The organism is Streptomyces sp. KL116D (genome assembly GCF_030766975.1).
Lineage (GTDB): Bacteria > Actinomycetota > Actinomycetes > Streptomycetales > Streptomycetaceae > Streptomyces > Streptomyces longispororuber_A.
Map to the genome: position 1 here is coordinate 21,416 of NZ_JASERH010000148.1, position 22,786 is coordinate 44,201.

The 22,786-nt window shown below is 68.6% G+C and carries 10 protein-coding genes, 1 tRNA gene and 13 pseudogenes; 14 read left to right on the forward strand and 10 right to left on the reverse strand.

Translation table 11 applies throughout. From position 1 onward, the window contains the following. Positions 1-8: 8 nt before the first annotated feature. The 4 genes and pseudogenes from RBJ77_RS58335 to RBJ77_RS58350 form a co-directional block, all read right to left on the reverse strand. On the reverse strand, positions 9-182 hold the full coding sequence (locus RBJ77_RS58335; RefSeq protein WP_372352377.1) for a CocE/NonD family hydrolase C-terminal non-catalytic domain-containing protein: 174 nt from the start codon (positions 180-182) through the stop codon (positions 9-11). Beyond that, a complete protein-coding gene (locus RBJ77_RS58340) occupies positions 116-1,021 on the reverse strand; it encodes a CocE/NonD family hydrolase (protein WP_372352371.1) in 906 nt (301 codons plus the stop codon). The genes RBJ77_RS58335 and RBJ77_RS58340 overlap by 67 nt, the downstream gene beginning before the upstream one ends. Beyond that, positions 1,018-1,200, reverse strand: a complete 183-nt coding sequence (locus tag RBJ77_RS58345) for a hypothetical protein (protein WP_372352378.1) — start codon at positions 1,198-1,200, stop codon at positions 1,018-1,020. Before RBJ77_RS58345 ends, RBJ77_RS58340 begins: the two co-directional genes overlap by 4 nt. Before the next feature lie 79 nt (positions 1,201-1,279). Next, positions 1,280-2,227 (reverse strand): annotated as a pseudogene (locus RBJ77_RS58350) (CocE/NonD family hydrolase); the annotation flags it as partial. Positions 2,228-3,196: 969 nt separating this feature from the next. Between RBJ77_RS58350 and RBJ77_RS58355 the strand changes: the two are divergent. From RBJ77_RS58355 to RBJ77_RS58390, 8 genes and pseudogenes are all read left to right on the forward strand, one after another. Further along, positions 3,197-4,443, forward strand: a pseudogene (locus RBJ77_RS58355) (branched-chain amino acid ABC transporter substrate-binding protein). Further along, positions 4,440-4,838 (forward strand): hypothetical protein, encoded by a 399-nt coding sequence (locus RBJ77_RS58360; RefSeq protein ID WP_372352372.1) that lies wholly within the window; start codon positions 4,440-4,442, stop codon positions 4,836-4,838. Before RBJ77_RS58355 ends, RBJ77_RS58360 begins: the two are co-directional and overlap by 4 nt. A 268-nt stretch (positions 4,839-5,106) precedes the next feature. Beyond that, on the forward strand, positions 5,107-5,796 hold the full coding sequence (locus RBJ77_RS58365; protein ID WP_372352379.1) for a hypothetical protein: 690 nt from the start codon (positions 5,107-5,109) through the stop codon (positions 5,794-5,796). Positions 5,797-6,223: 427 nt separating this feature from the next. Then, positions 6,224-6,877: pseudogene (locus RBJ77_RS58370) on the forward strand (hypothetical protein); the annotation flags it as partial. A gap of 532 nt (positions 6,878-7,409) precedes the next feature. Continuing rightward, positions 7,410-7,586: an ATP-binding cassette domain-containing protein gene (locus RBJ77_RS58375; protein ID WP_372352380.1), complete on the forward strand. Its 177-nt coding sequence runs from the start codon at positions 7,410-7,412 to the stop codon at positions 7,584-7,586. Beyond that, positions 7,583-7,858, forward strand: a complete 276-nt coding sequence (locus RBJ77_RS58380) for a hypothetical protein (protein WP_372352381.1) — start codon at positions 7,583-7,585, stop codon at positions 7,856-7,858. Before RBJ77_RS58375 ends, RBJ77_RS58380 begins: the two co-directional genes overlap by 4 nt. Positions 7,859-7,941: 83 nt before the next feature. After that, positions 7,942-8,031 (forward strand): annotated as a pseudogene (locus RBJ77_RS58385) (ABC transporter ATP-binding protein); the annotation flags it as partial. A gap of 126 nt (positions 8,032-8,157) precedes the next feature. Then, positions 8,158-8,872 (forward strand): annotated as a pseudogene (locus RBJ77_RS58390) (ABC transporter ATP-binding protein); the annotation flags it as partial. A gap of 111 nt (positions 8,873-8,983) precedes the next feature. On the opposite strand, the pseudogene RBJ77_RS58395 reads toward RBJ77_RS58390, so the two are convergent. Continuing rightward, positions 8,984-9,638: pseudogene (locus RBJ77_RS58395) on the reverse strand (ANTAR domain-containing response regulator). A 106-nt stretch (positions 9,639-9,744) separates the two neighbouring features. Here RBJ77_RS58395 and RBJ77_RS58400 point away from each other — a divergent pair. The 3 genes and pseudogenes from RBJ77_RS58400 to RBJ77_RS58410 all read left to right on the forward strand — a co-directional run. Further along, positions 9,745-9,817: transfer RNA gene (locus RBJ77_RS58400), tRNA-Leu, on the forward strand. A gap of 106 nt (positions 9,818-9,923) precedes the next feature. Continuing rightward, a pseudogene (locus RBJ77_RS58405) lies at positions 9,924-10,704 on the forward strand (transcriptional regulator). Positions 10,705-10,836: 132 nt separating this feature from the next. Then, a pseudogene (locus RBJ77_RS58410) lies at positions 10,837-12,741 on the forward strand (alkyl/aryl-sulfatase); the annotation flags it as partial. A gap of 67 nt (positions 12,742-12,808) precedes the next feature. Here RBJ77_RS58410 and pyk read toward each other — a convergent pair. After that, positions 12,809-14,231: pseudogene (gene pyk / locus RBJ77_RS58415) on the reverse strand (pyruvate kinase); the annotation flags it as partial. Positions 14,232-14,283: 52 nt separating this feature from the next. Next, positions 14,284-15,120 carry an SIMPL domain-containing protein gene (locus RBJ77_RS58420; protein WP_372352373.1) on the reverse strand — a complete coding sequence of 279 codons (837 nt, stop codon included), beginning with the start codon at positions 15,118-15,120 and terminating at the stop codon, positions 14,284-14,286. 145 nt (positions 15,121-15,265) lie between these two features. Here RBJ77_RS58420 and RBJ77_RS58425 point away from each other — a divergent pair. The 3 genes and pseudogenes from RBJ77_RS58425 to RBJ77_RS58435 all read left to right on the forward strand — a co-directional run bounded on the left by RBJ77_RS58425 (position 15,266) and on the right by RBJ77_RS58435 (position 19,333). After that, positions 15,266-17,074 (forward strand): annotated as a pseudogene (locus RBJ77_RS58425) (bifunctional UDP-sugar hydrolase/5'-nucleotidase). 374 nt (positions 17,075-17,448) lie between these two features. Next, positions 17,449-17,727, forward strand: coding sequence for a hypothetical protein (locus RBJ77_RS58430; protein ID WP_372352374.1), 279 nt, complete (start codon positions 17,449-17,451; stop codon positions 17,725-17,727). Between the two features lie 1,468 nt (positions 17,728-19,195). Next, complete coding sequence (locus RBJ77_RS58435; protein WP_372352388.1) at positions 19,196-19,333, forward strand: hypothetical protein; 138 nt, start codon at positions 19,196-19,198, stop codon at positions 19,331-19,333. Positions 19,334-19,762: 429 nt separating this feature from the next. Here RBJ77_RS58435 and RBJ77_RS58440 read toward each other — a convergent pair. The 3 pseudogenes from RBJ77_RS58440 to RBJ77_RS58450 form a co-directional block, all read right to left on the reverse strand. Further along, positions 19,763-19,891 (reverse strand): annotated as a pseudogene (locus RBJ77_RS58440) (hypothetical protein); the annotation flags it as partial. Between the two features lie 109 nt (positions 19,892-20,000). After that, a pseudogene (locus tag RBJ77_RS58445) lies at positions 20,001-20,072 on the reverse strand (hypothetical protein); the annotation flags it as partial. 64 nt (positions 20,073-20,136) lie between these two features. Beyond that, positions 20,137-20,652: pseudogene (locus RBJ77_RS58450) on the reverse strand (SidA/IucD/PvdA family monooxygenase); the annotation flags it as partial. Positions 20,653-22,786: the final 2,134 nt, after the last annotated feature.

Genomic DNA, 22,786 nt, shown 5'->3' on the forward strand with positions numbered 1-22,786 from the left:
TGCGGCGCCTACCGCGTGGCGGGCGCCGTCGGCAGCGTCACCGAGCCGGCCCCGGCGCGCACGGTCATCGTCGTGCCCGCCGGGTACCGCAGGGTGTAGTCGTAGTCGGTCGAGATCAGCACCAGGCCGAGCCGGTGCCCGGCCTTGAAGACGTAGTCCTGCGGCTGCAGGTCCCAGCGCAGCCGGTACCTCCCGGCCCTCGACGACCTTGCTCTGGCGCGCGTACGAGTCGCGGTTGCGGGCGTCGAGCCAGCCCCGCGTCACGATCTTGAAGTCCGCGCTCTGCGTGGCGTGCCTCGTCCGGTAGGCGCAGCCGGTCTCGCCGGGCAGTCCGGGCACGCTCGCCGTCAGCAGACCTGCTGCGTGGTGTCGGTGACCGTCCCGGACGTCGCGGGTGTCCTTTCCGCAGTCGACGAGCAGCTGCCGTCACGTAGGGCGACGTACCGAGAGTGACGAACGCATCGTCGACCTCGGGCACTCCGGTTGAGCCGTACGTCACGGTCGAGGCCCGGTCGTGTACGCGAGCCGGTCCGTTCGCCGCGTCCGGTGACGTCACGAGCTGCTCGGCGGGGGATGCGGCTCCGCGTCGGTCAGCGACTGCACGGTGGCCGGGCCCGCGGAGCGGCCGAGGGAGCCGTCGGCGCGCAGCCGCAGCGTCGTGTCCCGGGTGCCGGGGGCGGGCCAGTCCCGCTGCTGACGCCAGCTGAAGTCGGCCTGCTCGACGTCGACTTGGGGGTTCCTTCGTGATGCCGTTGTCGATGCCGTAGAGGTAGTGGTCGAACCAGTGGTGGACCTGGCGCAGCCACTCCTCCATGCGCAGCGGCATCGGGTTGGTGTGCCCGGCCTGGTGCAGCCACAGCTTGCGCGGGACGTGGTTCTTCTTGAGCGCCTCCCACAACTGGCCCGCGTTCTTGGTCTTCACGTTCCAGTCGCTGAGCCCGTGCACGACGAAGACGCCCGCCTTGATCTTCCGGACGTTCCTGAGGTAGTCGCGCTCGGCCCAGTACGGGGATCCAGTCACCAGTCACCCGGTCCTGGTCGCGCCCAGGCCGGCTCAGGACGGGCTGCAGACCTCCCGGTCGGCGCGCGAGTACACATACTTGGCGAGGGCACGTCGGTGTCCTCGCCCTGGAACGTGCCGGGGGCGACGACGCCGCCGTTCGCACGGTAGTAGTCGTACCAGGAGGAGATCCCGGAGATCGGCTACTGATCGCCTTGAGGCCCTCGACTCCGTACTGGCGACGGCCGTCGGCAGGGTGCCGTTGTAGGAGATGCCCATCATCGCGGCGTTGCCGGTGGATCCAGCCGGCCTCGACGGGACGGCCGTCGAGGTCCCAGCCCGCGCGCGGCCGTTCAGCCAGTCGATCGCGGCCTTCGCGCCCAGCGTCTCGTTGCGGCCGCCGGAGGTCGGGCAGCCGGTGGACCCGCCGGTGCCGAGGCTGTCGACCTGGGTCACGGCGTAGCCACGGGGCAGGAAGTAGTTGTCGTAGTAGCCCGAGTACGCGACCGCGGGGCCGGTCAATCCCGGTTTGCCCGCGGCCCGTCGGCGCTTCGCGGGCAGTCCGTCCTCGTCGAGGTCGACGCCGTGGTTGGGGACGTCGTTGCCGCCCGCCCAGTACGGGCTGGCCTCGACGATCGTGGCGACCTTCAGGCCCGCCGTGTCCGTCTCCCTTCGGGCGCAGGATCCGCATCCGTACGGTGTCGCGCGTGCCGTCGCTGTCACTGTCGACCTCCGTGCGGATGTCGACCTGCTGGTAGACGGCGTCGGCGCGGGAGAAGACGGGCTGCGTCTCCCTGGCCCGTCACCGTCAACCCGGCGTGCGGCTGCGGGGGTTGGGCGGCGTACGCCGAGGGGGCGGCCAGGGCCGCCGTCAGCGCGCACACCACGGCCAGGCCGCGGACGCGGCGCCGTCTCTTGCCGGGGGATCTCACCATCGTGCCCAGGGGGCGCGGTGAGTTCACTCGCGGGACGCGTGTATTGCACCGCGCCGCGCCCCGACCCACCAGAGGGGCCTGCCCAACTCACGTGATCGCCCGACCGTTGGCGGACGGCGGCGCTCCGGCTTACCGTCGAGCATGACCGGCATCGGGCCCGTGGAGAGTACGACCCCGGCGACGACTCCCCCGCCCTCGGCCGACGCGACCAGGCGCCGACTCCCCACCCCCGGCCGACGTGACCGGCGCCGACTCCCGCCCCCGGCCGACGTGATCGGCGCCGACTCCCCACGCCTGCATCGAGCGTTGGGCCGCGCTGCCCGCGCGCAGGCGCCGCACCGCCTCTGCTGCTCGCGGCGGTCGCCGCCGCCGTGGCCGTCCTGCTCCTGCTGCGCCCCCACCTCGGCCGACCCCCGCGCCGTCGCCGCCGCCCGCCGACGCGACGCTGCTGGACTACGACGGTCCCGGCATGGAGAACGGAACGTTCCGGTTCACCGTCCGCGGGTCAGCTGAGCAGCCTGGTGACCCTGCGCCAACTGGACGCCTGGATCCCCCGAATTGGGAGCCTCCACCACACCGCGGCTGCCACTGACAGTGAAGGCGGGCGAGCCCCCGGTTCCTCGTCGCTCTGGCTCTCCGTCTACCACTGCCCCGGGACTCCCCCGCGACCTCGACCAGCCGCGCCTGGAACTGACCCTGCGCAACCACGCGGGCACAGCAGCAGCACAGCTTCGTCTTCGGCGACCCGCTCAGCCGCGACCTGCTCGCCTTCCTGCGCGTAACCGGCCCGGCGATGCCGCCCCGGCACTCCCGCCGCCGCCGCCGGGACCCTCCGGCCGATCTCTATGGCGGTAACACTCAGTTACCTCTGTCGCAATGAAGCAATGCAAGCCTCACGCCATCGCGCGCGCCCCCAAATCCCCATCACACACCCCGGCGCGCGGCGCCCCCGCGCGCGCCCCGTAAGGGATCAAGATCAATTCAAGTTCGCTTAGCGGAACTGGGAGTTCTCGGTATGTGAACAACTGGTTGCCGTCCACATAAGTCCCATTCGCCCACACTGCACCCACCCGAACTCGCCCCCGGCATAACAAGAGCGTCACAGCCTGCACCTCCACCGGTCCCCCACTCCCCCACCTGCGCTTATAGTCACGGCCAGTCACCGCGCCGCCGGGCGCGTTCATTGCACGGCCCCTGTACCACCCAGTACGGCCTCGGCGAGACTCACGGCTTCCGATCCCGGAAGCCGCGCCGGAGAGGAATGATCGTGCGACACCGTTCTCTGCTCATACTCACGACCGTGCTTCACCACCGGAGCACTCACGCTCACCGCCTGCGGATCGCGCGACGACAACGGGCAGTGACGGCGACAAGGGCGGGGGCAACACCACCGTCGTGATCGGCGTCGACGCGCCCCTCACCGGCCAGAACTCCGCCACCGGCCTCGGCATCAAGTCCGGCGTCGAGTCGCCGTGAAGGACGCCAACGACAAGAAGCTCGTCCCCGGCGTCACCTTCAAGGTCAAGGCCCTCGACGACAAGGCCCTGCCGCCGACCGGCCAGCAGAACGCCTCGGAACTGGTCGCCAACAAGGACGTCCTCGGCGTCGTCGGCCCCTCAACTCCGGTGTCGCCCAGACCATGCAGAAGGTCTTCGCCGCCGCGAACCTCGTCGAGATCTCGCCGTCCAACACGGCCCCCGAGCTCACGCAGGGCAGAACTGGGTCTCCGGCGACAAGACCCGCCCCTTCAAGACCTACTTCCGTACCGCCATCACCGATGAGGTACAGGGCGGCTTCTCCGCCGACTACGTCTACAAGACCCTCAAGAAGAAGAAGGTCTTCGTCGTCGACGACAAGCAGACCTACGGCGCCGGCCTCGCCGGCATCTTCGCCAAGAAGTACAAGGAAGCGGGCGGCAAGGTCGTCGGCACCGACCACGTCAACGTGGGCGACAAGGACTCGCGACCCTCGTCACCAGGTCAAGAACTCCGGCGCCGAACTGCTCTACTACGGCGGCCAGTACGACGAGTCGCAGGTCCTCACCAAGCAGCTCAAGGACGCCGGGGCCAAGATCCCGCTCATGGGCGGCGACGGCATGTTCACCCCCGACCTACATCAAGACCGCCGGCAAGGCCGCCGAGGGCGACCTCGTCACCTCCGTCGGCGTCCCGGTCGACACCCTGCCGGCCGCCAAGGAATTCATCGACAAGTACAAGTCCGGTGGCTACAAGGGCGACTACGGCACCTACGGCGGCTACTCCTACGACGCCGCCACCGCCATCATCACGCCATCGGCAACGTCGTGAAGGACGGAAAGCGTCCCCCGCCGACGCCCGCCAGAAGGTCGTCGACGAGGTCCAGAAGATCAGCTTCGAAGGCATCGCAGGCCCCGTCGGCTTCGACGAGTACGGCGACACCAAGAACAAGACCCTCACCCTGTACCAGGCCACCAAGGGCGAGTGGAAGTCCGTCAAGATCCGGCTGACGCCACACAGCAGCACCGCATGAACCGAGCACCGCCCAGGGCCGCGCGGCCACGACGACCCGTCACCGCGCGGCCCTACTCTACCCCCAGTCACTCTCCGCACCCACATGGAGGCCATGCGGTGCACACTCTGCCGCAACAGCTGGCCAACGGGCTGATCCTCGGCTCGATGTACGGGCTCATCGCCATCGGCTACACGATGGTGTACGGCATCGTCCAGCTCATCAACTTCGCCCACGGCGAGATCTTCATGACGGGCGGCTTCGGCGCCTCACCACCTATCTCATCCTGCCCGACGGCATATCCATGTGGATTGCCCTCCCCTCATGCTGATCGGCGGCGGACTCGTCGCCGTCCTCATCGCCGTGGGAGCGGAACGGTTCGCCTACCGACCACTCGAGAGGCGCACCACGCCTAGCACCCCTCATCACCGCCATCGGCCTCTCCCTCGCACTCCAGCAGGCCGTCTTCAACTGGTACCCCGGGACGCCGAGAACCCCCGCGTCTTCCCACCCTGCCCGGCGGCGCCTTCTGACATCACCGACAACCCAAGATCCAGTCCGGTGAACTGTTCGTCCTCATCGCCGCCCCCGTCTGCATGGCCTCCCTCGCCTTCTTCGTCCGCACCTCCCGCACCGGACGCGCCATGCGTGGCCACCGCACAGGACCCGGACACCGCCCAGCTCATGGGCATCGACACCAACCGCATCATCGTGATCGCCTTCGCCATCGGCGGCTTTTTCGCCGCCGTCGCCGGCGTCGCCTACGGCTTCCCGCGTCGGCTCCGTCACCTACGACATGGGCTTCGTCGCCGGACTCAGGTCTTCACCGCCGCCGTCCTCGGCGGCATCGGCAACATCTACGGCGCCATGCTCGGCGGCCTCGTCCTCGGCCTCGCCGAAGGCCTCGCCACCGCCTGCATCGCCGACATCCCCGGCATGGACCAGTTCGGCGGCCAGGGCTGGGCCTCCGTCTGGGCCTTCATCCTGCTCATCCTCGTCCTCCCTCTTCAGGCCACAAGGCCTCACTCGGCGAACGCGTCGCGGACAGGGCGTGACCACGATGACCGACACCACGAAAACGACCGGCGCCCCCCAGGGCGCCCGTTGCACCCCGGTCATCCCGCCTCCCCGCAGGCGCCGCCCGCATCCTCATCGCCGTCGGCGCCGTCGCCACCATGGCCAGCACCATGCTCGCTCTGGACCTGGACCAGCGAATTCCCCCGGCGACCTCACCGTCACCGGCTACCCCGCAGGCCTCCAGCTCCTCACCCTCACCGGCGGCATCCTCACCCTCCTCTACGCCCTCACCCTCTGGAACGTACGAGGACTGCGCTGGCTCAACCCTCGCCCGCGCAGGCGGCCCCGTCTTCCTGATGGCCCTGGCCGCCTTCGCCGTCACCTGGTACACGGTCCTCGCCATCACCATCGAGCTCGGCGGCCTCGCCAACTCGAACCAGGCGGCTACGTCGCAGCCATAGCCAGCCTCTCCTCCCCGTCCCTCGGCGCACTCGCACTCCCTCGCCCCGGAGACACCTGGAAGTCCTACTTCGCCAAGGCCGACGACATCCCGGCCGCCCACGAAGTCCCCCGCCTGGGCCGAACGCATCATCATCACCCTCTGCCTCGCCCCTCGGCCTCATCGTCTTCACCTACGGCATCGGCACCCCCGACGACGAATACGGCGAGACCTTTCAGCGGCTTCATGCTGCTCGTCCTCTTCGCCACCTGGGCCGTCCTCGCCGCCGGACTCACCGACCGGTTCTCCGCCCTCAACGCCCGCCACAAGTGATTCGCCACCTCCATGGCCTTCCTCGCCGCGGCCGTCTTCCCCTTCACCCAGTCCGAGGACCACAACGCCAACATCGGCGTCAACATCCTCATCTTCGCCACCGTCGCCCTCGGCCTGAACATCGTCGTCGGCCTCACCGGCCTCCTCGACCTCGGCTACGTCGCCTTCCTCGGCGTCGGCGCCTACGCGGCCGCACTCGTCTCCGGATCCGAGTACTCCCGCTTCTCCGGCACCCAACTCCCCTTCTGGGAGCCGTACTCGTCGGCATGGCCGCCTCACTCATCTTCGGCGTCCTCATCGGCGCACCCCACCCTGCGACTGCGCGGCGACTACCTGGCCATCGTCACCCTCGGCTTCGGAGAGATCTTCCGCATCGCCGTCAACAACCTCGACGGCTCCTCCGGACCCGACATCACCAACGGCCCCAACGGCATCGCCAACATCCCCGACCTCGAAATCCTCGGATTCAACCTCGGCGAACCCCACGTCATCGCCGGCTTCACCCTCGGCCGGTTCGCCAACTACTTCCTGCTGATGCTGGTCTTCACGGCCATCGTCGTCCTCGTCTTCACCCGCGCCGCCGACTCCCGCATCGGCCCGCTCCTGGGTCGCCATCCGCGAGGACGAGACCGCCGCCACCGCCATGGGCATCAACGGCTTCCGCGTCAGCTCGTCGCCTTCGCCCTCGGCGCCGCACTCGCCGGACTCGCCGGCACCGTCAGCGCCCACGTCAGCTACCCGTCGTCCCCACCCCCTACCAGTTCGCCGGCGCCGCACCGCCCAACTCCGCGTTCCTGCTCGCCGCGGTCGTCCTCGGCGGCATGGGCACCCGTCAGCGGACCACTCCTCGGCGCCAGCCTGCTCTACCTCATCCCCGAGAAGCTCAGCTTCCTCAAGAACTACGAGCTCCTCGCCTTCGGCATCGCCCCTCATCCTCCTCATGCGCTTCCGCCCCGAAGGCATCATCGCCAACCGCCGCCGCCAACTCGAATTCCACGAGACCGGCCAACTCGACATCCCCGAACAACAGAGCCTGCCCGAAGGCACCATCGGCGCCACCAAGGCGACCAAGGCAGGGGCGTGACCACCATGACCAACACCGTCCTCGAAGCCAGCGGCGTCACCATGCGCTTCGGCGGCCTCACCGCAGTCCGCTCCGTCGACCTCACCGTCTCCGAAGGCGAGATCGTCGGCCCTCATCGGACCCAACGGCGCAGGAAAGACCACCTTCTTCAACTGCCTCACCGGCCTCTACATCCCCACCGAGGGGCAAGGTCTCCTACAAGGGATCCGTCCTCCCGCCCAAACCCCCACCTGGTCACCCAGGCAGGCATGGCCCGCACCTTCCAGAACATCCGGCTCTTCGCCAACATGACCGTTCTGGAGAACGTCCTCGTCGGCCGCCACACCCCGCACCAAGGAAGGCCTCTGGTCCGCTCCTCCTGCGCGGCCCCGGCTTCAAGAAGCGCCGAAGCCGCCTCCGAGGAACGCGCCATGGAACTCCTGGAGTTCATCGGCCTCGCCCACAAACGCGACCACCTCGCCCGCAGCCTCCCCTACGGAGAGCAGCGCAAGCTGGAGATCGCCCGCGCCCTCGCCAGCGAACCCGGGCCTCCTCCTCCTCGACGAGCCGACCGCCGGGCATGAACCCCCAGGAGACCCGCGCGACGGAGGAGCTCGTCTTCGCCATCCGCGACAAGGGCATCGCCGTCCTCGTCATCGAGCACGACATGCGCTTCATCTTCAACCTCTGCGACCGCGTAGCCGTACTGGTCCAGGGCGAAAAGCTCGTGGAAGGGACCAGCGACGTCGTCCAGGGCGACGAACGCGTCATCGCCGCCTACCTCGGCACTCCCCTTCGAAGGCGCCCCCGAGGACGCCGCGCCCCAAGAGGTCGAAGCGGCCGAAGTCCACGCCGCAGAAGGCTCCTCGGAAGGGAACGACCAGTGACCGCACTCCTCGAGGTCGAAGACCTCAGGTCGCCTACGGCAAGATCGAAGCCGTCAAGGGCATCTCCTTCAGCGTCGAAGAAGGCCAGGTCGTCACCCTCATCGGCACCAACGGCGCCGGCAAGACGACCACCCTGCGCACCCTCTCCGGACTCCCTGAAACCCCTCAGCGGCAAGATCATGTTCAACGGCCAGCCACTGAACGGCGTCCCCGCCCACAAGATCGTCGCCATGGGCCTCGCCCACTCCCCCGAAGGCCGCAGGATCTTCCCCCGCCTGTCCATCGCCGAGAACCTCCAGCTCGGCGCCTTCCTCCGCAAGGACTCGGCAGGCATCGAGAAGGACATGCAGCGCGCCTACGACCTCTTCCCCCATCCTGGGCGAACGCAGGAAACAGGCCGCAGGCACCCTCTCCGGCGGCGAACAGCAGATGCTCGCCATGGGCCGGGCCCTCATGTCCCAGCCCAAACTCCTCATGCTGGACGAGCCCTCCATGGGCCTCTCCCCCATCATGATGCAGAAGATCATGGCCACCATCGCCGAACTCAAGGCCCAGGGCACGACGATCCTCCTCGTCGAACAGAACGCCCAGGCCGCACTCTCCCTGGCCGACCAGGGACACGTCATGGAAGTCGGCTCCATCGTCCTGTCCGGCACCGGCCAGGACCTCCTCCACGACGAATCCGTGCGCAAGGCCTACCTCGGCGAGGACCGAGCCCCTCTCCTCCGCTCACGACTGAGGCCCGCACCCCCAACCGGGGCGCGGGCCTCATCGTCGTACACGGCCACACACGGCCACACACGGCCGCACAGGGGCAGAAGGTCAGCCCTTCGCCGCCTTCTTCTCCGCAGCATCCTCGATGACCGCCTCGGCCACCTGCTGCATCGAAAGCCGCCGGTCCATCGACGTCTTCTGAATCCACCGGAACGCCGCCGGCTCCGTCAGCCCGTACTCCGTCTGCAGAATCGACTTCGCCCGGTCCACCAGCTTCCGCGTCTCCAGCCGCTGCGTGAGGTCCGCGACCTCCTTCTCCAGCGTCTTCAACTCCGTGAACCGCGACACCGCCATCTCGATCGCGGGCACCACGTCACTCTTGCTGAACGGCTTCACCAGATACGCCATGGCGCCGGCGTCACGCGCCCGCTCCACCAGATCACGCTGCGAGAACGCGGTCAGCATCAGCACCGAGCGATCGACTCTCGGCGATCTTCTCCGCCGCGCTGATCCCGTCCATCTTCGGCATCTTCACATCGAGGATCACGAGGTCCGGCTTGTGCTCACGGGCCAGCTCGATGGCCTGCTCACCGTCACCGGCCTCGCCCACGACGGTGTAGCCCTCTTCCTCGAGCATCTCTTTGAGATCGAGGCGGATCAGGGCCTCGTCCTCGGCGATGACGACACGGGTCGTCAGCGGAGGCACGTGCGACTTGTCGTCGTCGACGGCGTCAACGGGCTGGGGCGACTCGGGGGCGGTCACGGGGGCGCTCCTTGGTTGAGCAGGGCGGGGGTACTGCTCCAAGAGCCTACCTAGCTGCGGTAAGGTGGATGAGCAGCGGGTCGGGGCGCTCCTTCGATTCGCAGGAGCTCCGGTAGCCCAATCGGCAGAGGCCATCGTCTCAAACACGATCCAGTGTGGGTTCAAGTCCCACCTGAGCACTTTTCCTTCGATTCGAAGGCTCTTGATCCCAAGCGGATGCTCACGTTCTCGTGAACATCCGCTTTTTGCTGCGTGTCGGAGCGACCGATCTCACAGGCTGCCCGCATGTACGACGTGAGCACACGCAAGCGAGCACTGGCGCTGGTGGAACAGGGACGCAGCCTGAACTCAGTCAGCAAGGAGACCGGAATCTCGCGGGCCACGATCCGGTCCTGGCAGGTCAGCGTCGAACCGCTCGGCCGGCACCGGGCCAGCCCGTGCCCCAGATGCGACGGGCGCCGCGTGCCCCGGAGGACTCGGCCGCGTACTCCCGTACTCCTCGGCCTCTACCTCGGTGATGGCTGCATCAGCCACCTCCGGCGCGGGCATACTTCCTCCGCATCGCCTGCGCCGACGCGTGGCCCGGTCTGATCGACGCACGCGCCGCAGCCATACAGGCAGTACGCCCGGCCAACAAGGTCTTCCGGGTACAGCGCCAGGGCTGCCAGTACGTGACCTGCTACAGCAATCACTGGCCGTGCTTCTTCCCCCAGCACGGCCACGGTAAGCACGCACGACCGCAAGATCGCGCTCGAACCCTGGCAACAGGAGATCGTCGATGCTCACCCGTGGGAGTTCATTCGGGGGTCTCGTCCACCTGACGGCTGCCGCATCACGAACTGGACCACCCGCCTGGTCCTCGGCGAGCGGAAACGCTACGAGTACCCGCGGTACTTCTTCACCAACCTGTCCGCCGACATCACCGGCCTCTTCACCGATACCCTCGACAAGCTCGGGCGTCGCCTGGAAGCAGGCGAACCGCCAGAACATCTCCATCGCCCGCAAAGAAGCCGTGGCCCTCATGGACACCCACGTAGGCCCTAGGGCACTGACCCGCGCAATGTGACCCGTCACAGCGCCCCGCCCCCACCTCCCAGGGACCTGCCCCAAATCCCCCGGGAAGCCTTGACCGGCCTGTCGCCCTCGGACGATCTTCGGGATCACACCCACCCCCGTCGCCCGAAGCGAAGAGGTACGCATGAGCCCGATCAACCGGCGCCATTTCATCGCGGCAGCGGCCGGTGCCGCCGCCGCTGCCGTCGCGGTGAGCCCCGCTGCCGGGCTCGGCGGCGAGGCCACCGCCGAGGCCGATGACGTGGACTTCACCAACGCCGACCGGGGCTTCATCGCCGCCCTCACGCCCGGCGTGGTGAAGAACGCCGCCGGCAAGGTGGTCTGGGACAACGACGCGTACGACTTCCTCAGCAGGACGCGCCCGGCACGGTCGACAAAAAGCCTGTGGCGGCAGTCCCAGCTCGTGCGCAAGCAGGCTGTACAAGGTCACCGACCGGATCTACCAGGTCCGCGGGCTCGATCTCTCGAACATGACGATCGTGGAGGGCGACACCGGCCTCATCGTCATCGACCCGCTGATTCTCCGCCGAGACGGCCGCCGCCGCGCTGGAAGCTGTACCGGGACCATCGCGACGCCGCCGGCAAGAAGGTCACGGCGCTGATCTACACGCATCCGCACGTCGACCACTTCGGCGGCGCGTACGGCGTGCGCTGCCGGACGGGGCCGGGGACGTCCCCGTGGTGGCGCCGGAGGGGTTCCTGGAGCACGCGGTGTCGGAGAACGTGTATGCCGGTGACGGCGATGACGCGGCGTTCCGGGTACATGTACGGCGCGCATCTGCCCAAGTCGGCGAAGGGGCAGGTGGGTTGCGGTCTGGGTCAGAACTGTCGCTGGGGACGGTAGGGCTGATCGCGCCGACCAGGAGCATCACGCGGACCGGGCAGGTCGAGACGTTCGACGGGGTGCGGATCGAGTTCCAGATGACGCCGGGGACGGAGGCTCCGGCGGAGATGAACTTCCCTCTTCCGGATCTGCGGGCGGTGTGCATGGCGGAGAACGCGACGCACACGATGCACAACGTCATCACGCTGCGGGGTGCGCAGGTGCGGGGACGCTCGTGAGTGGGCGCACTATCTGGACGAGTCGATCGGGTTGTTCGGTGGCCGTGTCGACGTGGCGTTCGCTTCGCATCACTGGCCGACGTGGGGCGGGGGACGAGATCACCGAACTGCCGACGCAGCAGCGGGACTTGTACGCGTACATGCATGACCAGACGTTGCGGATGATCAATCTGGGGATGACGGGTCGGGAGATCGCGGAGGAGATCGAGTTGCCGCCCGCGCTGGAGGGGGTGGGCGAACCGTGGGTACTACGGGTCGCTGAGTCACAACGTGAAGGGGATCTATCAGCGGTACATGGGGTGGTTCGACGCGAATCCCGCTCATCTCTGGGAGCATCCTCCGGTCGATGAGGCGAAGCGGTACGTGAAGGCGATGGGTGGGCGGTCGGCGACGGTGGCGAAGGCGAGGGCGTTCGCGCGGGAGGTGGGATCTGCGGTTCGCGGCGACGTTGCTGAACCATGTCGTGTCCGCCGATCCGGGGCATCGGGCGGCGAAGTCCGAACTGGCCCGGGTGTACACGAGGTTGGGGTATGTGACGGAGAACGCCGTGGCGAAACTTCTATCTCACGGGTGCTCTGGAGCCGACGGAGTGGCGTGCGGCGGGGTGAGTCGTCGACGGTGAGTCCGACGATGATGACGGCGTTGAGCGTGGATCAGCTCATCGATTCGGTGGCCATCCGGATCAATGGTCCGGAAGGCGTGGGATCTGCGGATCGCGATGGACTGGCGTTTTCCGGCGCTCGGTGTGGTGTATCGTACCTGGACGGTGCAGAACGGTGTGCTTGACGTATCGGAGTGATGCCGAGGGCGATCCGGGTGCCGGGGGCACGCTTCACCATGACCAAGGCGCAGTTGTTGGCCTTGTTGCGGGAAGGGGTTGACATCGGGGTCGAGGGTGATGTGTCGTTGTTGCAGAAGTTGCTCTGCCGTCGTGGACAAGCCGGATCCGAATTTCGCGATCGTGACTCAGTGCAGGGGCCGCACCTGTGGTTCTTCGGGTGCGGCCTCAACTGCGTACTGGAAGTGTCTACTTTCGTGTCGTCCTCGCCGATGCGGTGGACGCGGACGAGGTTGGTGGAGCCGGTGACGCCGGGCGGGAGCCGGCGGTGATGACGACGATGTCGCCCTTCTTGCAGCGGCCGATCTTGAGGAGTTGCTCGTCGACCTGGGAGACCATCGCGTCGGTGGAGTCCACGTGGGGGCCGAGGAAGGTCTCGACGCCCCAGGTGAGGTTGAGCTGGGAGCGGTGGCGGGGACCGGGGTGAAGGAGCAGGGGGATCGGGGAGCGGTAGCGGAGAGGCGCTTGACGGTGTCGCCGGACTGCGAAGGCGACGAGGAACTTGGCGCCGAGGAAGTCGCCCATTTCGGCGGCGGCGCGGAATGCGACGGGCGCCGCCCTGGGGTGCGGGGTTTGTTGCGTTCGGTCAGGGGCGGGAGGCCCTTGGCGAGGATGTCTTCTTCGGCGGCTTCGACGATGCGGGCCATCGTGGCGACGGTTTCGACGGGGCATTTGCCGACGCTGGTCTCGCCGGAGAGCATGACGGCGTCGGTGCCGTCGATGACGGCGTTGGCGACGTCGCTGGCTTCGGCCCTCGTGGGTCGCGAGTTGTCGATCATCGAGTCGAGCATTTGTGTGGCGACGATGACGGGCTTCGCATTGCGTTTGGCGAGTTTGATGGCGCGCTTCTGCACGATCGGGACTTGTTCGAGTGGCATTGACGCCGAGGTCGCCGCGGGCGACCATGATGCCGTCGAATGCGGCGACGATGTTCGATGTTGTCGACGGCCTGGGGCTTTTCCACCTTGGCGATGACGGGGAGGTGGCGGCCTTCCGGTCATGATGCGGTGGACGTCCTCGATGTCGCGGCCGCTGCGTACGAAGGAGAGCGCGATGATGTCTGGCTCCGGTGCGCAGGGGCCCAGCGGAGGTCGGCCTCCCGTCCTTGTCGGAGAGTGCGACGGAGACGGCGACGCCGGGGAGGTTGAGGCCCTGTAGGTCGGAGACCATGCCGCCTTCGACGACTTCTGGTGCGGACGCGGGGGCCGTCGACGCCGGTGACTTCGAGGCTCACTTTGCCGTCGTCGACGAGGATGCGTTCGCCGGGGGTGACGTCGTCGGCGAAGGCCGCTGTAGGTCGTTCCGCAGGTCTGGCGGTCGCCTGATGCCGTCTTCGACGCTGATGGTGAACCCGTCGCCGCGTTCAAGGAGTACGGGGCCTTCGCTGAAGCGGCCGGGAGTCGGATCTTCGGGCCTTGAAGATCGGCGAGGATGCCGACGCTGCGGCCGGTCTCGTCGGAGGCCTTTCGCACGCGCTGGTAGCGCTCCTCGTGTTCGGCGTAGGTGCCGTGGCTGAGGTTGAAGCGGGCTACGTCCATTCCGGCTTCTACGAGTGCCTTGATCTGCTCGTACGAGTCGGTGGCGGGGCCCAAAGTACAGACGATCTTTGCTCGGCGCATGCTTCGAGCCTAGGCCCTACCGGTGGGTAGAGAATTGGATGGGTATGACTACTCAACCACCTTTGCGTGAAGGGTTATTGACAACGGCCGCCAAGTTTTGAATTTGCGCGGCGGGGTGCTCTGATGAGCGATTTCCGAGGGTAATGCGTTGCTCACAGGTCGGTGTCACAGCGTGGGCGGGTGGAGGGGTGAAGCGGGCGTTGACGGCCGCGTGGACGTGTTGCCGTCCGGGTTCGAGGTCGAGTTCGGCGGGGGTGTCGTCGACGGGGCCGGCGAAGGCGGCGGAGGTGGGGACCATGGCACGGTCGAAGCGGGCGACGCGGCCTTCGGCGCCGATGTCGGCGAGTTCGACGAGGGCGGCAAGGGTGGTGCCGAGGGCGTCGGCGCATTCGCGGGCGCGCTGGACGGCTTCGCGGACGGCTTGCTGCCGCGCCTGGGCGTGGATGGGCGGGGTGGGGCGCAGGGACCACCAGGGGCCGTCGACGCGGGTGAGGTCGAGGTCGGCCAGGCGGGTGGTGAGTTCGCCGAGTGCGGTGAAGTCGGTGAGTTCGGCGGTGATGTGGACGCGGCCGTGGTAGGTGCGGATAGCGCTCGCCGCGGCCGTGTTTGGTGAGTTCGGGGGGTGATGGAGAAGGTGCCGGTTTCGAGTTTCTCCACGGCTTCGCCGTAGGACTCTCACCAGATTCAGGGCGGTCGTGTTGCGGTGGGTGAGGTCGTCGAGGGCGGTGCGGCGGTCGGTGCCGCGGGCGGTGACGGTGATGCCGATGCGGGCGAGTTCGGGTTCGGCTTCGAGGTGGGCTTCGCCGCGGACGGCGATGCGGGGGGCCTGTGGTGTGCCGTAGGGGACGGCGGTGGTGTCGGTGTTCGTCGTCGTTGGCCATGGGTCCACTGTCGCACCGGGCCGTGGTGCGGTCCGGGTTCGACGTCAGGTCACCTGATCGAAACCTTCCGGGTCTGGTTTACGGCGGCTGGAGGGGGCCAGAATCTACGCGCGTTACATCTGTTGTCGAGCGTTGCTCCAGGGGAGATCCGCGATGCCGTTGAACCGCCGTAAGTTCCTTTCGAGATCCGCCGCGACGGGCGCGGGTGCCGCGCTCACCGGTGCGGTCGTCGCACCGGCCGCCGAGGCCGCTCCGGCGCACAAGCCGAAGAAGCGGAAGCGGTACCGTTCACGGTCATGGGGACGACGGATCTGCACGGGCACGCCTTCAACTGGGACTACTTCAAGAACGCGGACTACGCGGACGCGGCGGGCAACGCGCAGGGCCTGGCGCGGATCTCGACGCTGGTGGACCGGGTGCGCAGGAGAAGGGCCGCGGGAACACGCTGCTGATCGACGCGGGTGACACGATCCAGGGCACGCCGCTGACGTACTACTGCGCGCGGGTGGACCCGATCACGGCGGCGAACGGGCCGGTGCACCCGATGGCGCAGGCGATGAACGCGATCGGCTACGACGCGGCGGCGCTAGGCAACCACGAGTTCAACTACGGCATCGACACGCTGCGCAAGTTCGAGTCGCAGCTGCGTTTCCCGCTGCTCGGCGCGAACGCGGTGAACGCGAGACGGAGCAGCCGGCGTTCCGTCCGTACGTGATGAAGACGATGCGTACGCCGCACGGCAAGGGACGTGAAAGGTGGCGATCCTGGGGCTGACGAACCCGGGGATCGCGATCTGGGACAAGGCGTACGTGCAGGGGGTGCTGAAGTTCCCCGGTCTGGAGGAGCAGGCGGCGAAGTGGGTGCCGAAGCTGCGCTCGATGGGTGCGGACGTGGTGATCGTCGGCGCACTCGGGTGCGTCGGGCACGTCGTCGTGGGGTGACCAGCTGCCGTACGTGGAGAACGCGGCGGCGAGCGTGGCGGCGAAGGTGCCGGGATCGACGCGATCCTGGTCGGGCACGCGCACGTGGAGATCGCGCAGCAGCTGGTGACGAACGAGCGGACCGGCAGGCAGGGTCGTGCTGGCGGAACCCGCTGTGTTACGCGGAGCGGCTCGCGCTGTTCGACTTCGAGCTGGAGTGGGACAAGGGCCGGTGGACGGTGGTGTCGGCGTCGTCGAAGCTGCTGAACTCGAACTCGGTGGCGGACGACCCGAAGATCACGAAGCTGCTCGCGGATCAGCACGCGCTGGTCGTGACGTACGTGAACCAGGTCGTGGGCCGGGCGACGACGACGCTGACGACCGTCGATGCCCGCTACAGGGACGCGCCGATCATCGATCTGATCAACAAGGTGCAGGCGGACGTGGTGACGGAGGCGCTGAGGTCGACGGAGTACGCGTCGCTGCCGGTGCTGCAGTCGCAGGCGTCGCCGTTCTCGCGCACGTCGGAGATCCCGGCGGGCGATGTGACGATCCGGGACCTGTCGGGTCTGTACGTGTACGACAACACACGCTGGTCGCGAAGTTGCTGACGGGTGCGCAGGTGCGGGCGTACCTGGAGTACTCGGCGGAGTACTTCGTGCAGACGGCGGCGGGTGCGGTCGTCGACGTGGAGAAGCTGACGAACGCGAACGACCGGCCGGACTACAACTACGACTACGTGTCGGGTCTTTCGTACGACATCGACATCGCGCAGCCGGCGGGTTCGCGGATCAAGAACCTGATGTTCCAGGGTGCGGCTCTGGACGGCGCGGCGAAGTTCGTGTTCGCGGTGAACAACTACCGGGCGAACGGTGGTGGCGCGTTCCCGCACGTGGCGTCGGCGCAGGAGCTGTGGTCGGAGTCGACGGAGATCCGGACGCGGATCGCGGAGTGGGTGACGGCGAAGGGCGTCCTCGACCCGGCTGATTTCGCTTCGGTGGACTGGAAGCTGACGCGGGACGGGACGCCGGTGTTCGCGTAGGCGGCTGCCTGTCGACCGCGCCGGGGGCGGTTGAGTGGGGACGGGTTCCGTGTGGCAGCTGCCGCATGGAACCCGTCCCCAACTCCGGCCTTTCGTCATGCCGTTGGGTCGTTGCCCCTAGCATGTTGTGTGTGCTGCGATCGCACGGACGGTACGGGGGTTCCGATGGCGGAAGAGGTTCCCGAGGAGGAGCCGGAGGCGGTGCCGGACAGTGCCGCCCACGTACTCGGTGGTCACTCTAGGGACCTTCCGGTGCAGGAAAGACGGGTTTTTCTCGCCACGCCGTAGGGCGCAGTTGCAGGCGAACCCCGACTTCCAGCTCACGCTCGCGAACCGGCACGCAGGCCGACACACTGATCAGAGCCTTCGAGGAGGTGGCCTCGCCGACCGAGGGCTGGCTGTCGCCGACGGACGGATCGACCAACCCGACGTGGGAGTTCGGCTGCCGGGTCAGCGGCCCGTACGGGCAGTTCGAGCCGATGCGCGTGCGGTACGTCGACTACTCCGGGGAGCGGCTGACAAAGCCTCAGCTGGGGAGTGCGGAGCAGGAGGAACTGGAGTACACCTTCAGGAATGCCGATGCGCTGCTCGGACTGCTCGACGGGCGGAAAGTGCTCGCGATGATGCGCGGCGACCGTCAAGAGCTCGACTAGAACCTGCCGCACATGCTGAATCTGATGTACGGCTGTCAGGGTCAATTCATTTCGTCATCACGAAGTGGGACCTGTTGCAGGCCGGGGCCGAGCCGTACAGCCTCGCGGCGGTGAAGGAGAGGCTGCTCACTGCACGACGGCTCCGCGCTCTCGTGAACAGCCGGAAGCAATAGGACACGCATCGGGCTGCGCGTGCCGCCGGGGCGAGATCCGGCTGATCCCCGTCAGCTCGGTCGGGGACGATTTCACGCCGTCTCGACGGCGGGGGCACCGTTCGCAAGCTGGAGAACAGGACGCCCAAGCCGTACAACGTCGAGGTGGCGTTCGCCGCGGTTCTGCCGGATCTGCTCGCGCGCATGCACTACATCCTGCGGGAGCAGAACAGGCAACGGCGGCGGAGCCGGTCGTCGAGTGGGGCGGCCTCCTCGGACGTGGCGCCCCAGACGGGTCAGGGGGCCGGTCCCAGCAGCTTCGGGCAGTTCATCAACGCTCTGCTCCAGAGCGTCGCCTGGGACCCATCACGACGACGAGGGCTCTGCCTCGCTTCACCATCCCGGTGAGCCTCGGCACCGCGATCGTCGCCCTCAGGCTGCCGAGATTCAGGAACAGAGACGTCTCATGGCGACGTCTCGCGACATGCCGAAGCTGCAGCGCAGAATCTGGCTTTGAAGAATCAACGCGGTGCGCGATGACGAGTCGGCCGCGCACTTCATTCTGTTGCGGCTCGTCCAGAAGCTGCGGAAGTTCGAGGAGACCCAGGGACATGACGCCAGCCGCCTCTCCTGACGGTGACTCCCCGAGGAGGAGGCCTTCTGGCCCTTTCTGATCTGCCGGGGTCACCGCGTCGGGTTCACCGTCGTGGCGGCACTCGGACTTCCTGGTCGCCGCTCGACTGCCGGGGCTCCTCTTCGACGTCGCGGGGGCGACCCCACGGGGGCAGGACGAGCGCGGTACAGGCTGGTCACCGGGACGCCGGTCGGTGATCTTTCTCGTCATGTTCACGGTGCGGAAGGCGAATACGTCGCACCTCCGGGGTGGATGCGCCGCCGGGTGCGCCGCTGCTTGACGAACACTCACGCCAGGTGCCTGATCGAGGGCGTCGTGGGGGCGGGCTGCCGGTCTCGCCCCGGACTCGGGCGATGGGCCGCTGATGGCGGGTCGTGACGTGCCTGCCGCTGTTCGTGGACTTCTGGAACGCCGACACCGAACAGGAGCCGACGGCCACGGAGACGTTCGGATGGACCGGCGGGCCGGGGCCGCGGTGGACTGGGAGTCACGAGATGCCGGCCCGCGGGTCCCGCGCGCTTCGCCCCGCAGGACGGAGACTTCGGGTTTCCGAGGGCCTGCGGCGCCACCTCCTGCCGTCCGTGACGCGGGGCCGCTCGGGCGACTGCTGCGGAAACTGTTCGGGTGGGCCCTGAAGGACTAGCTCCCGCGCGGCCACCGGCGTGGAGGAGGAGCCGGCCGGGTGGCGGACTCCCTCTCGGTCGACGAGCCTGACGAGTTTGCTGCGCTCTCCTGCCTGGTGCTGTCCGGGCCGGGGGCCGCGGTCTTCGTGTCCAGTGAGGCCGAAGGTGGTGAAGGCGGTGCGCCGGGGCTGGGGTAGGGTCCTTGCCGGTGAGGGTGTTGAGGATGGTGGCGCTGCGCCAGGCGGCGAGTCCGAGGTCGGGGGCGCCGACGCCGTGGGTGTGGCGCTCGGCGTTCTGTACGTAGACGGCGCCCTGGACGCTGTTGTCGAGGACGGAGGCGGAACTGTTCGTCGATGCGGGGGCGTTTGGCGCTGTCGCGGCAGAGGTAGGGGTCGAGTCCGGCGAGCATCCGGCCGAGGGGCGCTCCTTGTAGCCGGTGGCGAGGACGACGGCGTCGGTGGTGAGCAGGGAGCGGGTGCCCTGGCGGCGGTGCTCCAGATGGAGTTCGATCCTGGTGGTGGCGACGCGTCCCGCGGTGCGGACGGCGACGCCGGGGTGGTGGCGTCGGGCCAGCCGCCGTGCAGAGTGCGCCGGTAGAGCTCTTCGTGGATGGCGGCGATGGTGTCGGCGTCGATGCCCTTGCGGAGCTGCCACTGGGCGGGGACAGGTGGTCCCGCTCGCTTTCGGGCAGCTGGTGGAAGTAGTGGGTGTAGTCGGGGGGTGAAGTGTTCGAGGCCGAGCTTGCTGTACTCCATGGGTGCGAACGCCTCGGTGCGGGCGAGCCAGTGGATCTTCTCGTGGTCCCGCGGGGCGGGCGCGGAGCAGGTCGAGGAAGATCTCGGCGCCCGACTGTCCCGAGCCGATGACGGTGACGTGGTCGGCGGCGAGGAGGCGGTCGCGGTGGGCGAGGTAGTCGGCGGAGTGGATGACGGGCACGGTGGGGTGCGTCGGCGAGGGGTTTGAGCGGTTCGGGGACGTAGGGCTCGGTGCCGACGCCGATGGCGATGTTCCTGGTGTAGGTGCGGCCGAGGGCTTCGGCTTCCCGTCGGTGTCGAGCTGGGTGAAGTCGACCTCGAACAGGCTGCGTTCGGGGTTCCAGCGGACGGCGTCGACCTGGTGGGAGAGGCGGAGTCCGGGGGAGGTTCTCGCTGACCCAGCGGCAGTAGGGCGTCGTACTCGGCGCGCCGGATGTGGAAGCGCTCGGCGAAGTAGAAGGGAAGAGGCGCTCGCGGGTCTTGAGGTATTGAGGAACGTCCAGTGGCTGGCCCGGGTCGGCGAGGGTCACCAGGTCGGCGAGGAACGGGACTTGGAGGGTGGCGCCGTCGATGAGCAGGCCGGGGTGCCAGTGGAAGGCGGGGGCGCTGGTCGTAGAAGGCGGTGTCGAGTTCGGTGAGGGTGGGCGAGCGCGGCGAGGAGAGGTTGAAGGGCCGATGCCGTGCCGACGAGGTCGCGGGGTGCTTCGGTGGGCGGGGTGGCGGGGTGCGAGGCTTCGGAACGCGGCGGCCTCGGGCTTCATCGGGGGTGTGTCCTTCCACCGGATTTTCGGGGAGCGCGGCGAGGTCGCCCGCTCGCGTGCAGGTTGAGAGCAGGAGTGGCCTTGAGCCGTGAAGGCGGCCGTCCATGCGGGCCCGGCCGAGGACGGCGCGCCTTCGTGAGCAGGTCGCGGCGGATGGTGGCGACGGTGTGTCGCCCGCGCACGGTGGCCGCGGAACAGCGACGGTGGGAGGCGTGTCGTGCAGCGCAGCGGTGTGCGTCGACGAGGCGGGCCAGGTGGTGGGCTGCCCGCGACGACGTGGTCGGCGAGGTGCCGAGTCCGGTGCGGCCGAGTGCTTTGAGGGTGACGGCGGTCTTGAGGACGTCGGGGGCGGCGGTGCGCGAGGGAGCGGCCGAGGAGGGTCGGGCAGTCCCGCTTCGGTGTCGTCGTCGGCGCTGAGTGCAGGTCGGCGGTGTGGGTGAGCGTGGGGCCTCGGTGTAGTCGCGGACGGCGAGGAGTCCGGCGGCGACCGGTATTGCCAGCGCTGAGTTTGCGCAGGTTCGAGGGCGACCGTGTGCGCGGGTGAGGCCCGTGGAGGCGGGCGGCGTGGCGGGCGCTGAAGAGGAGGCCCGCGCCGTAGCGCGCGTCGATGTGGAGGCGGGCGCCCAGTGTCGTTCGCAGATGTCGGCGATCTCGGGAGCAGCGTCGATGAGGCCCGCGTCGGTGGTGCCGGCGGTGTTGGCGGCGAACAGAGTCGGGGGCCGGGGAGGTCGGTGAGGGCGTCGTCGAGGGCGGCGGTCGAGTTGCCGGTGACGGGTGCGACTGAGCCTCGGGAGGCCGAGCCGAGGCTGGCGCTAGCGAGGCCGTGGTGGGCGTTCTCGACGAGGAGCTAGGACGGCTGCCGTGGCGGCCGAGTGGCGTCGTGGGTCTCGCGGGGCGAGGAGGACGCGAGTTGATGGCCCTCGAGTGCCGCCGAGTGGTGACGAGGGCGCCGGGCCGGCGGGGCGTCCGGGTGAGGTCTCGCGGGCGAAAGTGTGCCGGTCAGCAGGGCTTCGAGGGCGGAGGCGGCGGGGCCTGAGTCCCAGGAGTCCATGGAGGAATTGAGGGCGCTAGCAGCAGAGGTCTATGCAGCGGTGAAGCGGCCATGCAACGAGCTGCAGTGCAGGTGGGCCGCGCACAGCGGAGTCGGCGAGTCGGCGAGCGCTCGGCGACGGCGGTGACGAGGGGCGCAGCGCGTCGTCCGGTCCTGTGCCGTGCTCGGGGCAGCACAGCTGCCGACGCGGTCGTGGAGTTGTGCGGTGACGGCGTCCCGGGGGCCGCCGGCCGGGAGGGAGCCGCCGCGTCGTGTGGCGCCTTTCGTGGAGGTGCGTCGAGGACGGTGGCGAGCAGTGGCCGCAGGGCGTCGGGGCCTTGGAGCCTCGGCGAGGGGCGGCAGTGTGTCTCATGCGGGTCCCTTCGGGTACAGGTGTGCGGGACGCACGGGCATACGGGCGGCCGTGCTGCACCTAGTCGGTCTTTTGTCTGCTGGTGCGCCCGATGTACCAACGAAGGGAACCAAAGTGCTGATGGGTGTGTGTGCGAGTTCGCGGTGAGTGGTACGAGATCGGCGCAGGTGCGGGTCGGGCCTGCGCCCCGGGAGGCGCCTTCCGGGGGTCAGGCTCTGCGACTCTTCAGTGCCCTGGCCAGGTCGTCGAGCCGCCGGCGAGCTTGCGGCGGAGGCGCGGGGGTGGGGTGCCTTCGGTGAGGCACTGGCTGCCGAGGCGAGGGTGTCGTGTCGATGGCGTGGACGGGAACGCGTGGCGGCCGGCGGCTTCGGCGATGGCGAGGGCGGCGGGCGGCCAGCGCGGTGGCGTCGGTGAAGTAGCGGGGGGACGTAGCCGCGCAGCAGGTCGCCCTGTTCGGGCTGCCAGAAGCCCTGGGCGGTGGCGGTGAACAGGTAGTTGGAGAGTTCGCGGTCGGGGTCGGTGGTGAACAGGGCGTCCCAGGCGGTGGCCTTGGCCTGCGGGTCGGGCAGGGCGGCGTGGCAACGGGCGGCGCCTTCCCGTCCGTGTGGCGCTGGGGTCGTGGGCGAGTTCGGCCTTCGATGACGGCTTTCGTCGACGGCGCCGAGACGCTCATCCGGCCGAGGATGCGCCAGCGCAGCTCGGGGTCGAGCTCGGGGCCGCCGGGGACGGTG

Excerpts from the sequence above, each read along its gene's own strand:
- RBJ77_RS58380 (WP_372352381.1), top strand. The coding sequence starts at position 7,583 with ATGACCGTTCTGGAGAACGTCCTCGTCGGCCGCCACACCCCGCACCAA.
- RBJ77_RS58365 (WP_372352379.1), top strand. The coding sequence starts at position 5,107 with ATGGGCATCGACACCAACCGCATCATCGTGATCGCCTTCGCCATCGGC.
- RBJ77_RS58360 (WP_372352372.1), top strand. The coding sequence starts at position 4,440 with ATGAACCGAGCACCGCCCAGGGCCGCGCGGCCACGACGACCCGTCACC.